This window comes from Bacillus sp. L381, assembly GCF_030284525.1.
Lineage (GTDB): Bacteria > Bacillota > Bacilli > Bacillales > Bacillaceae > Bacillus > Bacillus amyloliquefaciens.
Genome location: NZ_CP127224.1, coordinates 3,457,279 through 3,471,227, shown reverse-complemented (window position 1 = coordinate 3,471,227; position 13,949 = coordinate 3,457,279). Strand labels below are relative to the sequence as shown.

The following is a 13,949-nucleotide window of genomic DNA, read 5'->3' as shown; positions in this document are numbered from 1 at the left end:
CAAGAAGAAATGAAGAGAAAACTGTAAAAAGAATCAGATTCCGGACTTATATTACAAAAAGGGCGAAAAAGGCATTAAATCTGTCATCTTTTATCCAATCTTTCTAGGATGAAGCGCATAATTCTGTTCATTTTTAACGATGTACCGCCCCTCACACAAAAGGCATCCCGCCCTATTTCTTTTTGCATATTCCTCATCTAGCATAGAGAAGAGCCGGGGCCCATCGGCGAAAAACAAATGGAGAGGAATGAAGGAAATGAAAAAAATGTTTACTGCGGGGATTGTCGGACTTTTGACGCTTTCACTCGGATCACCTGTTTTTGCGGCTGAGAAAAAGCACGAGGAAACAAACGTCGCTGTGCTGTTTGACGCAAGCGGAAGCATGATACAAAAAACAGGGGGAGAGCGTAAAATAGATGTCGCGAAAGATTCTGTCACCTCTTTTGCGAAAGTTCTTCCTGAAGACACAAATCTGATGCTCCGGGTGTTCGGCCATAAGGGCAATAATAAAAACTCCGGAAAAGCCGTATCATGTAATGCGACAGAAACTTTATACGGCCTTCAGCCGTACGCCGTGACTCCGTTTGAGCAATCGCTCAGCCAGATTAAACCGACCGGCTGGACACCGATTGCAAAGGCGCTTTCTGATACACGTGAAGAATTTGAGCGGGCCGGCGCTAAAGGGAAAAACGTCGTATACCTGATTACAGACGGTGAAGAAACATGCGGCGGTAATCCTCAGGCTGAAATTCAAAAGCTCCGTAAAGCGAACGTCAACACGATCGTCAATATCATCGGCTTCAACTTCGGCATGAAAGGAAGCGAAAGCCTTGAAAAAGCGGCGGAAGCAGGAGGCGGCACATATGTCTCAGCTGACAGCGCGGCCGAGTTCAAACAGGCTTGGGAAGACGCTGCAAAGGATTTAGCAAAAGAATAGGTTAAAAAAGGACGCCCGAGCGGCGTCTTTTTTGTTTAGAAAACGGAACCGAGGGAATGATACGACTAAAAGGAGATGACCGCTGTTGTTAAAAGGAGCAGGCATTATATTAGTGCTGGCGGCAGTCGTTTTTGTTCTATTGGGAGTTTTTCTGAAGCTTGCCGCCTTCATATTCGTCAGTATATTGGCCATTATCGCCGCAGTTATTTTATTCACCGTTCTGAGCAGACATCACCGCAACGAAACATAGAGTCCGAAGAGGGCTCTTTTTTTAAACCGCAAATTCGACAAAATACAGGGATTGTGGAAGAATAAAAGAGAAGGATACTGCGGAGGGGAATACAGTGGATGAAAAAACAACAGCGGTAAGAGAAATATACCGCTATGAAAAAGGGGTATTAACAAAAACGGCAGATCGGATGGTTTCAGAGTATCCATTGACTGTCATGGTGAACGGGCAGGAATTTGTTACGCTCGTCTGCACGCCTGATCATTTAGAGGAGCTCGTGATCGGATTTCTCGCATCAGAAGGCGTCATTCGTTTTGAAAAAGAGATCAAAAGCTTTACTATAGATGAAAGTCTCGGATTTGCATATGTGGAGCTGACGAATCCCGAAGTGCTTGAGCAAAAAGACTATACGAAAAGAGTCATCGGTTCATGCTGCGGGAAAGGCCGCCATTTTTACTTTCAGCAGGATGTAAAAACGGCCAAAACCGCCGTCAGCCGCATCACTATAACTCCTGAGACGTGTCTTCACCTCATGAAGGAGATGCAAAGCGGGAGCGGCACATTCCAGGAAACGGGCGGCGTCCATAATGCGGCGCTGTGCGATACGGAAAAGATGCTCTTCATGAGGACGGACATCGGGCGCCATAACGCACTCGATAAGCTGTACGGCTGCTGTTTGAAAAACGGAATGCCCGTCCGTGACAAGCTGATTGTTTTCAGCGGCCGGATTTCCTCAGAGGTCTTATTAAAAGCCGCAAAAATCGGCGTGTCGATTGTCATTTCAAAATCGGCGCCGACGGAGCTTGCGCTGCAAATGGCGGAAGAGCTGAACATCACGGCGATAGGCTTTGTCAGAAACGGGTCGTTTAATGTATATACACATCCTGAACGGATTGAACAATAGAAAGGGGTCTTGGGCTTATGAATACAGAAACGCGCCGGGTGTCAGACAAAAGGGACAGGCCGCTCAGGGATCTCCGTATCTCTGTAACCGACCGCTGCAACTTCAGATGCACGTACTGTATGCCAGCCGAACTATTCGGACCGGATTATCCATTTTTACAAAAGACAGAATTGCTCTCATTTGAGGAGCTTGAGAGGCTTGCGAAACTGTTTGTCGGCCGTTTCGGCGTTGAAAAAATCAGGCTGACGGGCGGAGAGCCGCTGATGAGAAAAGATATGCCTGAATTGATCAGAAAACTTGCGCGCATCCCGGGGCTTAAAGATATTGCGATGACGACAAACGGCTCACTGCTTCCCGTGTATGCGGAAAAGCTGAAGCAGGCGGGGCTGCACCGCGTGACTGTCAGCCTCGATTCTTTAGAAGATGAGCGGTTTAAGGCCATTAACGGCCGCGGCGTCTCGGTGAACAAGGTGCTTGAAGGCATAGAGGCGGCAAAAGAGGCCGGACTCGGTGTTAAAATCAATATGGTTGTCCAAAAAGGCGTCAATGAAAAAGACATCCTGCCGATGGCTCGCTATTTTAAAGAAAAGGGTCATATTCTCCGGTTTATTGAATTTATGGATGTCGGCAATACGAATCAATGGAACAAAAAAGACGTGATCACGAAGGCTGAGATCATTGATCTGATCAATCAGCACATGCCGACGGAACCGGTAGAAGCGAATTATAAAGGCGAGGTCGCTTCCAGGTTCCGCTATCTTGACGGATCTGGCGAAATCGGCGTGATTTCCTCCGTCTCAGATGCATTCTGCGCCTCCTGCAACAGAGCGCGCCTGTCGGCGAGGGGCGAGCTGTTTACGTGCCTGTTTGCTTCCGCAGGCTACGATGTGAGGAAGCTTGTGCGCGGCGGCCTGACCGATGACGAATTGACGGAGTCCATCGCTTCTGTCTGGAAAAACCGCACGGATCAGTATTCAATTGACCGCGCGCTTTCTAAAACAGATGGGAAAAAGAAAGTCGAAATGTCTTATATAGGCGGATGATGAAGCTTGCCCGAACAAGGGCAGGCTTTTTTATTCAAAAGAAGCTGAGCGGTCTGTTCAAAAAATACCGGTGCCAGCCGAAATATATGATAGGAATTTTGATGCAGGACGATCAAGTTATTCAATTCCAAAGCCATACAATATGTTAAAATATAACCAATAGAAATTAGAAAAGGTTGTGAAAGGGGCATGACCGCATACGAGATTCCGTCATCTCAAGTTGGAGTCAAGATCAACAAATGGTACAAGCACATTTTAGCGTTTCAAGCGGCTGATGCCATAAAGCTGAAAGAGGAAATTGATGAGGATATACAACGGATGGAGGAAGACCAGCTGCTGCTGCTGTATTATCAGCTGATCAGCTACCGCCATCATATTATGCTTGATTACGTCAAGCCGGATTTCACCGAACAATCACAAATTCAGTACAGCGAGCTGCAAAAGACGATCGAAAGCACGGACAGCATATCGGGACTGTCTGAGTATTATTTCCATTTGTTCAGAGGGATGTATGAATTCGATCAGAATAACTATGTTGCAGCTATTTCTTTTTACCGGAAAGCGGAAAAACTCCTTTCATTTGTCGAGGATGATATAGAGAGGGCGGAATTCCATTTCAAGATGTCTGAAGTGTTTTATGTCATGAAGCAGACTCATTTTTCCATGAATCACGGGATTCAGGCGCTGGATACATATATAAAACACGATTTTTACAGAGTGCGGAGGATTCAATGCCATTTCGTCATCTCAGGAAACTATATCGACTGCAAAAACTACGACAAAGCGCTCGATCATTTAGATGAAGCGCTCCGCCTTTCTTTGCTTGAAGGACAGCCCCGCCTGATCGGGTCTTCGCTTTACAATCTGGGGAATTGTTATTCTGAAAAGCGCGATCTGGATGAAGCGGCCCGTTACTTTAGAAAAGCGGTTCCCGTTTTTGAGGAGCATCAGCTTGAACAGCTTCCGAAGGCGCTGTTCAGCTTAACACACACCCTTTTCAGGCTGCATGATGACGAAGCGGCCCTTGCCTATTATGAAAGAGGGGTTATGATCGCGAAAGAACGCGGCGACCGATTCAGTTTAGAGAAATATAAGTTTTTACAAGCGCTTTATCTGGAATCCCTCAATATGGACTTAATCCACGAAGTGTTTGATTATATGAATAAAAAATCGCTGTATGTGTATATTGAAGATTTCGCCTTGGAGGCCGCCATTTACACAAGCGCCCATAAGCAATATAAAGAAGCGGCGTATTTTTATGAACAAGCGATTCGCATGAGAGAAAACATTCAAAAAGAACAATGTTTATACGATATATAAGTTTCTTTAACCATCTGATCGGCAGGTGGTTATTTTTTTATGCACATTATGACGTTTGATCTTAGAAAAAATCGGAAAAATCGCAAAAGAGGGAAAAAAGAATGATGGAAAGGAGGGATTTGTTGTTCGGATTTAATGATATGATAAAGTTTTTCGTATCATTTCTCATCATTCTGCCGATGGTGTCTGTCATCCATGTGTCAGGCCACAGTTTTATGGCGATGCTGTTCGGAGGCAAGGCGTCATTGGATATCGGAATGGGGAAACGTCTTTTAAAAGTAGGACCGATTCAGGTTCGGCGTATCTACTTTATAGATTCTTTCTGCAAGTTCGGCGAATTGCGGATAGATAACCGTCTGACGAGTGCGCTCGTCTATTCCGGAGGCTGTCTGTTTAATCTCGCTTCTATTTTTTTAATAAATCTGCTGATCATAAAAGATGTCCTTGAGCCAAACTTATTTTTTTACCAATTTGTCTATTTTTCAACTTATTATGTTTTCTTTGCCCTTCTTCCGGTCCAATATGGGGATAATAAGCTGTCAGACGGATTGGCCGTTTACAAAGTGATCCGCTACGGGGAACGCTGTGAAATCAATAATTGAGAGTTTACATGTTTGTGTTCGGGCTGAAAGGGAAGAAAACAAGTACACAAGAACAAAAGGAGCTGAAGAGATCATGAGTCAAGATAACGGTTTAAAAGACAAAGTAAAAGGCGGCATGAACAAAATGAAAGGGGAAGCGAAAGACAAAGCCGGTGACATGACAGACAAGACCGACTTAAAAGCGGAAGGTAAAAAAGACAAAGCGAAAGGCAGCCTGCAAAAGGGTGTCGGCAAAACGAAAGATAAACTCAGTGACGATTAATTTGAAATGAAAACCCTGCAAAAGCCCAAAATGTTTTGGGCTTTTTTTTATGAGAAATGACAGAATTTCCAGTTCGTTTGGTTAATATTCACTAAATTTTTAAATATTCTATAAATTTACCGGTAATTTCTTTATAATATTCACAAAGAATGCATCTTTCTTCACATTTGATTAAACGTTTGTTTAAGAAAAAAATAAGAAATCGGGAATTTCTGCAAAAGGAATCAGGCTGTTCGCCGTCGAATAACTTTTATCACTTAACATTTCATGAGGTGAAGGGGGTGGTAACCGCCTGCATCGTTTCGGTATGACCATGTGGATTGCGTTTACTATCAAAAGGGGGAATACGATGAAACTGACACCGGTTGAACAAGAAAAATTGCTTATTTTCACAGCGGGCGAGCTCGCAAAACAGCGGAAAGAGCGCGGCGTTCTGCTGAATTATCCTGAAGCTGCCGCATATTTGACCTGTTACCTGATGGAAGGCGCCAGGGACGGAAAAAGCGTTGCTGAGCTGATGGAATCCGGCCGCACCGTTTTGACGGAAAAAGACGTTATGGAAGGCGTTCCGGAAATGCTGGACAGCATTCAGGTGGAAGCGACGTTCCCGGACGGGGTTAAGCTTGTCACCGTTCATCAGCCGATCAAAGCGGAGGTGAAGTCATGAAGCCGGGAGCCATTCAAGTCGCAAAGGGGACCATCACCATTAACGAAGGCCGAAAGACGCTGGAGGTGTCAGTCACCAATAACGGAACAAGGTCAGTGCAGGTAGGGTCGCATTTTCATTTTGCGGAAGCTAACGGCGCCCTGTCCTTCAATCGGGAGAAAGCAATCGGCATGCGTCTTGACATTCCGTCAGGCACATCGGTCCGTTTTGAACCGGGAGAAGAGAAAACCGTCACGCTCGTGGAAATCGGAGGACGAAAAACGGTCAGAGGTCTGAACGGCATGTCTGATACGTATATGGATGAGCGGGGTAAAGAGAAGACTCTGTCAAATCTTAAAAAAGCCGGATGGATGGAGGAGGCAATCCGATGAAAATGTCACGCGAGCAATACGCAGAACTGTTCGGACCGACAACGGGAGACAAAGTCAGACTCGGAGATACGGATTTATGGATCGAGGTCGAAAAAGACTTCACGAATTACGGAGAAGAAATGATTTTCGGCGGGGGAAAAACAATCCGGGACGGTATGGGACAGAACGGCCGCATCACAGGAAAAGACGGGGCGCTTGATCTTGTCATTACAAACGCCGTCATCCTGGATTATACCGGGATCGTCAAGGCGGATATCGGAGTGAAGGACGGCCGGATTGTCGGCGTGGGGAAAAGCGGAAACCCGGATATCATGGATGGGGTGGACCCGCACATGATCATCGGCGCCGGAACAGAAGTCATTTCCGGTGAAGGAAAAATCGTAACGGCCGGCGGCGTTGATACGCATATCCACTTTATCTGCCCGCAACAGATGGAAGTCGCGCTTTCTTCAGGTGTGACCACGCTTCTGGGCGGCGGAACGGGCCCTGCGACGGGAAGTAAAGCGACGACCTGTACATCCGGCGCGTGGTACATGTCGAGAATGCTGGAGGCGGCTGAGCAATTTCCGATCAATGTCGGGTTTTTAGGGAAAGGGAATGCTTCTGATAAAGCGCCTCTCATTGAGCAGACAGAAGCCGGCGCGATCGGCCTGAAGCTGCATGAAGATTGGGGAACAACGCCAAGCGCCATCAAAACTTGCATGGAAGTAGCGGATGAGGCGGATATTCAGGTGGCGATTCACACAGACACGATTAATGAAGCGGGCTTTTTAGAAAACACACTTGATGCGATCGGCGACCGGGTTATCCATACATATCACATAGAGGGAGCCGGCGGAGGCCATGCACCGGATATTATGAAACTCGCATCTTACGCCAATATTCTGCCGTCCTCTACGACGCCGACGATTCCGTATACCGTCAACACGATGGACGAGCATCTTGATATGATGATGGTCTGCCATCATTTAGATTCAAAAGTGCCTGAAGACGTGGCGTTCAGTCATTCACGCATCAGAGCGGCCACCATTGCGGCGGAGGATATTCTGCACGATATCGGCGCCATCAGCATGACATCATCTGACTCGCAGGCGATGGGCAGGGTGGGAGAAGTGATTATCCGGACATGGCAGGTTGCCGATAAAATGAAAAAGCAGCGAGGCGCTCTTTCAGGAGAAAACGGCAATGACAATGTACGCGCCAAACGCTATATCGCCAAATACACGATCAATCCGGCCATCACCCACGGCTTGAGCCATGAAGTCGGTTCCGTCGAAAAAGGAAAGCTCGCCGACCTCGTATTATGGGACCCGGTTTTCTTCGGCGTCAAACCTGAACTTGTGCTCAAAGGCGGCATGGTCGCCCGCGCCCAAATGGGAGACCCGAATGCTTCCATTCCGACGCCTGAGCCTGTGTTTATGCGGCAGATGTACGCTTCATACGGTAAAGCGAACCGCAATACTTCTATTACATTTATGTCCCAGGCCGGTATCGCAAACGGCGTACCGGAAAAGCTCGGGCTTGAAAAAATGATTTCTCCCGTACGGAATATCCGTAAGCTGAGTAAGCTCGACATGAAGCTGAATGATGCGATGCCGAATATACAAGTCGATCCGAAAACCTATCAGGTGTTCGCCGACGGAGAAGAGCTGGCATGCCAGCCCGTCAGCTATGTTCCGCTCGGACAGCGTTATTTCTTATTTTAATCCTTCTCCGGCCGGTTTCCCGCCGGCCTATTTACACCTCTGTTGCCAACTTGATTTCATCCTCCCGCCTGATTTAGTGTATATTAATAGTTGACAAACAAATGAAATGTAACTATTATGGTTACAACGGTGGTGAAAAACATGATTAACAGCCGTCTTGCTGTGGCCATTCACATTCTATCGCTGATCTCAACGGATGAACGGGCATCATCAGATATGATTGCAGGCAGCGTAAACACCAATCCCGTCGTAGTGCGGAGAACGATCAGCCAGCTGAAAAAAGCAGGTATTCTGACATCCCGGGCGGGTGTTCCGGGAGCCAGCCTGAAAAAAGATCCGTCTGAGATTACCCTCCTGGAGGTTTACAGGGCGGTGCAGAATAAGGAAGAGCTTTTTGCGGTTCACGATAATCCGAATCCGGACTGTCCGGTCGGCAAAAATATTCAGCGTGCGCTTGATGAGACGTTCGGAAGCGTTCAGCGGGCAATGGAGAATGAATTGGCGAGCAAGTCCCTTTATGATGTAATGAATCATCTCTTTTGTTAAAAAGAGATGGCTTCATGCCGCCAGAGGTGTAACAATAATGGTTACAAATGAGGAGGAAAAGAACATGAAAATCGGAATTATCGGAGCAAGCGGAAAAGCGGGAAGCGCTATTATGAAGGAAGCGAAGGAACGCGTCCATGAGGTGGCGGCAATCGTCAGAAATGCATCAAACGTAAAAGATCAAGATGTCACGGTTGTGGAAAAAGACATCTTTGATTTGACGGCTGAGGATATAAAGCCATTTGATGCCGTAGTCAACGCATTCGGCGCGCCGGCGGGCAAGGAGCATCTGCATGTTGAAGCGGGAAAAGCACTAATCAGCATCTTCAAGGAAGCAAAAGATACAACATTATTTGTCGTTGGCGGAGCAGGCAGCCTCTTTGTTGATGAAGCAAAAACAACACGTCTGGCTGAAACGCCGGAATTTCCGAAAGAATATCTGCAGACAGCGCTTCAGCAGACGAAAAATTTACAAGACCTTGAAAACAGCGAGTCCATTTCTTGGACATTTCTGAGTCCGGCGGCAATGTTTGATCCGAACGGAAAACGCACGGGAGCATACAAAAAAGGCAAAGACACACTCATCGTCAATGATGCAGGCGACAGCTATATCAGCTACGCCGATTATGCCATTGCCGTGTTGGATGAATTGGAAAATCCAAAGCACCAAAACGAGCGCTTTACCGTTGTCGGAGAAGCGGAATAAGAAAAAAATCCCCGGCGGATGCGCCGGGATTTTCTTTTTTAATATGTATTGGCATCAATGTTATCAAATACGCCGTCAACAATGCCGAGCGTCATAAGTACAATGAAGAGAACAATACCGAGAACGGACAAGCCGACCGTCACGATCAGATAGATCCCCTGCATTTTCACGAACTTCGCGTAATTCTCCAGCATATGTTCCTCTGTCAGTTCATTGAACTGCTCCGCCATCTGTCCCGCTTCTTTTGCAGAGCGCATCAAAAAAATGCCGGCAATGATCTGCAGAACGCCTGGAATGGCTCCGATTAAGAAGAAAAACGCACCCGACAGCGCCGCAAATGCGCCCATAATAATAAACAAAATACCTGTCGCTTTTCCCCATTTCGAAATAGAAATAAGCGAACGATTTACTGATTCAGGTTTCAAAACTTGGCACTCCTTTACAAAAAAATACTCACTTTTCATTTATACACTATTCGGCCATTCTTTTGAATATAAAATGTGTTTTTTCCCGCCGTGTGTCCGTTTCTATATAAGAAATTCCCGGAGATACACCCGGGAATTACAAAATCGGCGACAGAAGCCTTGAAATCGATTCTTTGATGCGGATCCGCAGCGAACGCTCCTGGTATTCTTCATACGTATATTTTCTGGAGACGAGCAGATCTTCTTTAAATGAAGAAATGAGCTTTTTCGCGATGGTGACGTCATAAATAAAGGCGTTGACTTCAAAATTAAGCCTGAAGCTTCTGACGTCGATATTCGCCGTACCGACTGAAGCCGTCTCATCATCGACGACAATCGTCTTTGCATGAATAAAGCCGTTATCGTAAATATAGACCGAGGCCCCGGCTTTCAAAAGATCGCCGATGTAAGATAAAGTCGCCCAGTAAACGAAAGCGTGATCCGGTTTGTTCGGGATCATGATTTTTACGTCGATGCCTGACAGGCAGGCGATCCTGAGAGCGTCTAAAAGACTTGAGTCAGGAATAAAGTAAGGCGTCTGAATCAGGATCGACCGTTTGGCCGTTGAGATCATTTTGATATAACCATTTTTAATTTGTTCCCATTCTGAATCCGGTCCGCTCGTGACAATCTGCATCCCCACATTGCCCTTCGGCTCGCATTCCGGAAAATGATTCGGAACGTATGTGAGCGTATGGTGATGGGAGGCTTGATTCCAGTCGAGGATAAACCTTGTCTGAATGGCGTGAACCGCCGTGCCCTGAAGCCTGAGGTGCGTATCGCGCCAGTAGCCGAATTTCGGGTTCAGGCCGAGATATTCGTCTCCGACGTTAAAGCCGCCGACATATCCGGTTTCGCCGTCAATAATCACGAGCTTGCGGTGATTCCGATAATTGAGCCGCAAATTAATCGGACGCAGCCTGGAAGGAAAAAAGACCTCCACATGGCCGCCGGCATCCCGCAGCGGTTTGAAGAATTTTTTTCTGAGCGTTCTTGAACCGAGTTCATCATATAACACTCTGACCTTTACGCCTTCCTGTGCTTTTTTCACTAAGGCATCGCGCAATTTTTTTCCCAGCTCATCACCTTTATAAATATAATATTGAAGATGAATGTGATCTTTTGCATTGGAAATGTCTTTCATTAAGCGTTTGAATTTATCGCGCCCGTCCGTTAAAATCTCAACTGAATTATCCTCTGTAAAGACAGCGTGGTTGTTCATGACAAGCATATAGATCAGGTCTTTATTATCCACAGTCGCCCTGTTGTTAAATTGGAATTGCCTCGATTTCAGATCTTTCAGCTGAAACTTCAGCAGCTTTTCAATCCCGATCTTTTTACGGTCTTCCCATTGAAACAGGTGCTTGCGTCTCAGGTTATGGCCGAATAAGAGGTATAAAATAAACCCTAAAATGGGAATAAAAAAAAGAACCAAAAGCCAAGCCCAGGAAGCGCTGGCGTCGCGTCTTTCTTTGAAAATCACGATGATGGCCAAAAGTATATTTAAAACGAAAAAAAATCCGAATAAAATAAATGAAATGCTCACTTTGCAACCCCGCTATATCATATTTATCAAGACTGTGCCCATTAGTATTCCGACAAGTGCAGCAATCTGATTCCCATTTCAAATTATAACATTGACATTTTGAAAGAATAAAGAGCCGGAATCAAAGATGGATGCAGTTTTCTTTCAAAGAAAGTTCCGGGTGCGGTAAAATAAGCATATATGAAAAAGAAGACAAAAATGACAGCAAAGGGGAGAGGGTATGAAGCTGGAACATGCGGAACAATTGCCGGGATTCATAAAAAAAGAAATTCAGAAAATCCAAATCGCCATCACGCCGCTGATGAAAAAAAGCATCATTTACCGTTTTCTTGCTTTCCCGCTCGCCGCTTTTTCTCTGTTTCATCTGGCATCGCTTTTGATTCAGGCTCCTTCCGGGAGAGGAGCTTTCGTATCGGCCGGCATTTTTGCGCTCCTTGCGGCCTTGGGTCTTGCGTTTTTTAAAGAAGCCGGTTATCAGCGGAAACAGGTGCAAAAAACGATCCGTCTGTATATGCTGAACAGAATCAGAAAAAGCAATATTCTGTCCGAGGAACGGAAAAACGCCTATACCCGATTGATTGCGGAGGAGCCGTCTGCGATGAAGAGTTTTATTGAATTTTTAACGGAAGAAGACCGGAAAAAAGAAATGCTGTATTAAAAAAGAGCTGACACGCGATCAGCTCTTTTTGTCATTCAAACACCGGGTCGTTCTCATAGTAATAGGAATCAGGCGTGTCATACGTATCAGTGTTGTGATAAGCCATAATTCCGATGACAGCGAAGATGACGACTAAAATAAAAGCGATAATGCCCAATGCCACACTGGATACAGCGTAAAAAAACTGCATTTTGATAAAGGACGCGTAATGTTCGAGCATATTTTCTTCCGCGTTTTCTTCTATGCCTTCCTGAAGGGCGGCAGCCGCTTTTGCCGAGCGCATCAGCATGACGCCGGAAATGATGAGCAAAACCCCCGGGATGGCTCCGAGCAGCGTCACTATGGCTGACAGAGCGGACAGAGAGCCCGTAATGATAAGAAATACGGCGGTGATTTTTCCCCATTTGGCAATGTCTGCAAGGGAACGGGTTTTTTTATTGAGCGGCTGATTTTCGTCTTTTTCTTTATCGATGCTGATCATGACAGTTCTCTCCCTAAAATGTTCAAGTCATATCGTTTTCCGTCCATTTCGGCGATACCCGGGAATACGCCCCATTCAGTAAAGCCGAATTTTTCAAACAGCTTAATGCTCGGCACATTATGGCCGAAGATAAAAGCCATCAGATTCCGGATGCCGATTTTCGGAGCGATCGCAAGAGCTTCTTTCAGCAGAAAGCTTCCCGCTCCTTTACTCCGGCAATCCTGATGCAGATAGATGCTGATCTCCGCTGTTTTGTCATAGGCCGGACGGCCGTAAAACGTTTCAAAGCTGATCCAGGCCGCCACTTTGCCGTTCTCATCTTCCGCGACCATCAGCGGGCGCCGGTCCGTGTGCCGCAAAAACCAATCCATCCGGTCTTCGGGCGTCACTTCTTCCGTATCAGCCGTTACCATTCGTGAGGCAATCGTCGAGTTGTATATGGCCACAACCGCATCTAAATCTTCCGAAACGGCTTTGCGCAGGGTTAAATTCATATTCCGGGATCTCCCTTCACATTTTATTACATAATTAAGAGCAATCTGCACATACTACTTCCAAAAAGTTTTTTATAGATGTGTATATATTTTCAGAAAAGTGTTCAGAATGTTGCTGAGGTGATGAACAAATGAGAGAGGAAGAAAAGAAAACTTCTCAAGTCAAAAAACTTCAGCGGTTCTTTCGCAAACGCTGGATATTCCCTGCAATCTACTTAGTCAGTGCGGCCGTCATTTTAACAGCTGTCCTTTGGTATCAATCCGTTTCAAATGATGTGAAGGACAATCTGACGAATAACGGCGGAAACTCCGCGTATGACAACGGCAAAGACGATGCCGTCGAAGTAGGCAAGTCAATGGAAAACGTCGCAATGCCGGCTGCTCATTCTGAAAATGTTTCTGTTGTGAAAAAGTTTTACGAAACTAATGCCGCAAAAAAAGAGAAAGAAGCAGCACTTGTTAACTATAATAACACGTACAGCCTAAGTAAAGGAATTGACTTAGCTGAGAAAGACGGAAAATCATTTGATGTTTCTGCTTCTCTGAGCGGTACGGTTGTTAAAGCTGCTAAAGATCCGGTACTGGGATATGTTGTCGAAATTGAACACTCAGACGGCCTGTCTACTGTCTATCAGTCTTTATCTGAAGTCAGCGTCGACCAGGGCGACAAAGTAAAGCAGAACCAAGTCATCGGAAAATCAGGAAAAAATCTTTACAGTGAAGAAAGCGGAAATCACGTTCACTTTGAAATCCGCAAAGACGGTGTAGCGATGAACCCGCTGAACTTTATGGACAAACCGGTAACATCTATTGAAAAAGCGGCGGCTGAAGAGAAAAACGCTGTGACAGAAGAAACGGAAGGGGCCATTCAGCAGTCTTCCGAGAAAAAAGATGTGACGCCTAAACAAGAAACCGAGGAAAAACCCGGCGGTAAAGAAGACGGCACAAAAGACAAGACAGATGGTAAAGATGACGGTTCAATGAAAGATTCAGGCAAGTAACTGTGATCCTTA

18 protein-coding genes are annotated in these 13,949 nt (G+C 46.0%); 14 read left to right on the top strand and 4 right to left on the bottom strand.

The window, feature by feature from the left end; genetic code table 11:
* Positions 1–256: 256 nt before the first annotated feature.
* The 12 genes from QRX25_RS17825 (at position 257) to QRX25_RS17770 (ending at position 9,293) form a co-directional block, all read left to right on the top strand.
* Complete coding sequence (locus tag QRX25_RS17825) at positions 257–937, top strand: VWA domain-containing protein (protein ID WP_014471147.1); 681 nt, start codon at positions 257–259, stop codon at positions 935–937.
* An 85-nt stretch (positions 938–1,022) separates the two neighbouring features.
* On the top strand, positions 1,023–1,187 hold the full coding sequence (locus QRX25_RS17820) for a hypothetical protein (RefSeq protein ID WP_190277775.1): 165 nt from the start codon (positions 1,023–1,025) through the stop codon (positions 1,185–1,187).
* Positions 1,188–1,281: 94 nt separating this feature from the next.
* Positions 1,282–2,070 carry a formate dehydrogenase accessory sulfurtransferase FdhD gene (gene fdhD / locus QRX25_RS17815; RefSeq protein ID WP_115996678.1) on the top strand — a complete coding sequence of 263 codons (789 nt, stop codon included), beginning with the start codon at positions 1,282–1,284 and terminating at the stop codon, positions 2,068–2,070.
* Positions 2,071–2,087: 17 nt separating this feature from the next.
* Positions 2,088–3,113, top strand: a complete 1,026-nt coding sequence (gene moaA / locus QRX25_RS17810; protein ID WP_115996680.1) for a GTP 3',8-cyclase MoaA — start codon at positions 2,088–2,090, stop codon at positions 3,111–3,113.
* Positions 3,114–3,302: 189 nt separating this feature from the next.
* On the top strand, positions 3,303–4,433 hold the full coding sequence (locus tag QRX25_RS17805) for a Rap family tetratricopeptide repeat protein (protein WP_065982539.1): 1,131 nt from the start codon (positions 3,303–3,305) through the stop codon (positions 4,431–4,433).
* A 122-nt stretch (positions 4,434–4,555) separates the two neighbouring features.
* Positions 4,556–5,035, top strand: a complete 480-nt coding sequence (locus QRX25_RS17800) for a hypothetical protein (protein WP_065982538.1) — start codon at positions 4,556–4,558, stop codon at positions 5,033–5,035.
* 73 nt (positions 5,036–5,108) lie between these two features.
* Positions 5,109–5,297, top strand: a complete 189-nt coding sequence (locus QRX25_RS17795) for a CsbD family protein (RefSeq protein ID WP_014472339.1) — start codon at positions 5,109–5,111, stop codon at positions 5,295–5,297.
* 349 nt (positions 5,298–5,646) lie between these two features.
* Positions 5,647–5,964 carry an urease subunit gamma gene (gene ureA / locus QRX25_RS17790; RefSeq protein ID WP_013353896.1) on the top strand — a complete coding sequence of 106 codons (318 nt, stop codon included), beginning with the start codon at positions 5,647–5,649 and terminating at the stop codon, positions 5,962–5,964.
* Positions 5,961–6,335: an urease subunit beta gene (gene ureB, locus QRX25_RS17785; RefSeq protein ID WP_212099620.1), complete on the top strand. Its 375-nt coding sequence runs from the start codon at positions 5,961–5,963 to the stop codon at positions 6,333–6,335. Before ureA ends, ureB begins: the two co-directional genes overlap by 4 nt.
* Positions 6,332–8,041, top strand: coding sequence for an urease subunit alpha (gene ureC, locus QRX25_RS17780; protein WP_065982535.1), 1,710 nt, complete (start codon positions 6,332–6,334; stop codon positions 8,039–8,041). The genes ureB and ureC overlap by 4 nt, the downstream gene beginning before the upstream one ends.
* 141 nt (positions 8,042–8,182) lie before the next feature.
* Positions 8,183–8,587, top strand: a complete 405-nt coding sequence (locus tag QRX25_RS17775; RefSeq protein ID WP_003151203.1) for an Rrf2 family transcriptional regulator — start codon at positions 8,183–8,185, stop codon at positions 8,585–8,587.
* 64 nt (positions 8,588–8,651) lie between these two features.
* Positions 8,652–9,293, top strand: coding sequence for an NAD(P)-dependent oxidoreductase (locus tag QRX25_RS17770; protein WP_212099617.1), 642 nt, complete (start codon positions 8,652–8,654; stop codon positions 9,291–9,293).
* 38 nt (positions 9,294–9,331) lie between these two features.
* Here QRX25_RS17770 and QRX25_RS17765 read toward each other — a convergent pair whose 3' ends face one another.
* Complete coding sequence (locus tag QRX25_RS17765) at positions 9,332–9,718, bottom strand: DUF5362 family protein (protein ID WP_065982533.1); 387 nt, start codon at positions 9,716–9,718, stop codon at positions 9,332–9,334.
* A gap of 136 nt (positions 9,719–9,854) precedes the next feature.
* The gene (gene cls / locus QRX25_RS17760) at positions 9,855–11,303 is read right to left on the bottom strand and encodes a cardiolipin synthase (protein ID WP_065982532.1); all 1,449 of its coding nucleotides are present in this window, start codon (positions 11,301–11,303) and stop codon (positions 9,855–9,857) included.
* A 220-nt stretch (positions 11,304–11,523) separates the two neighbouring features.
* On the opposite strand from cls, the gene QRX25_RS17755 reads away from it, so the two are divergent.
* The gene (locus QRX25_RS17755; RefSeq protein ID WP_065982531.1) at positions 11,524–11,961 is read left to right on the top strand and encodes a DUF5392 family protein; all 438 of its coding nucleotides are present in this window, start codon (positions 11,524–11,526) and stop codon (positions 11,959–11,961) included.
* A gap of 31 nt (positions 11,962–11,992) precedes the next feature.
* Here QRX25_RS17755 and QRX25_RS17750 read toward each other — a convergent pair whose 3' ends face one another.
* A complete protein-coding gene (locus QRX25_RS17750; protein WP_065982530.1) occupies positions 11,993–12,442 on the bottom strand; it encodes a DUF5362 family protein in 450 nt (149 codons plus the stop codon).
* A complete protein-coding gene (locus QRX25_RS17745; RefSeq protein ID WP_212099615.1) occupies positions 12,439–12,936 on the bottom strand; it encodes a GNAT family N-acetyltransferase in 498 nt (165 codons plus the stop codon). Before QRX25_RS17745 ends, QRX25_RS17750 begins: the two co-directional genes overlap by 4 nt.
* Before the next feature lie 131 nt (positions 12,937–13,067).
* Between QRX25_RS17745 and spoIIQ the strand changes: the two genes are divergently transcribed.
* Entirely contained in the window at positions 13,068–13,937 is an 870-nt protein-coding gene (gene spoIIQ / locus QRX25_RS17740; RefSeq protein WP_014471139.1) for a stage II sporulation protein SpoIIQ, read from the top strand.
* Positions 13,938–13,949 lie beyond the last annotated feature (12 nt).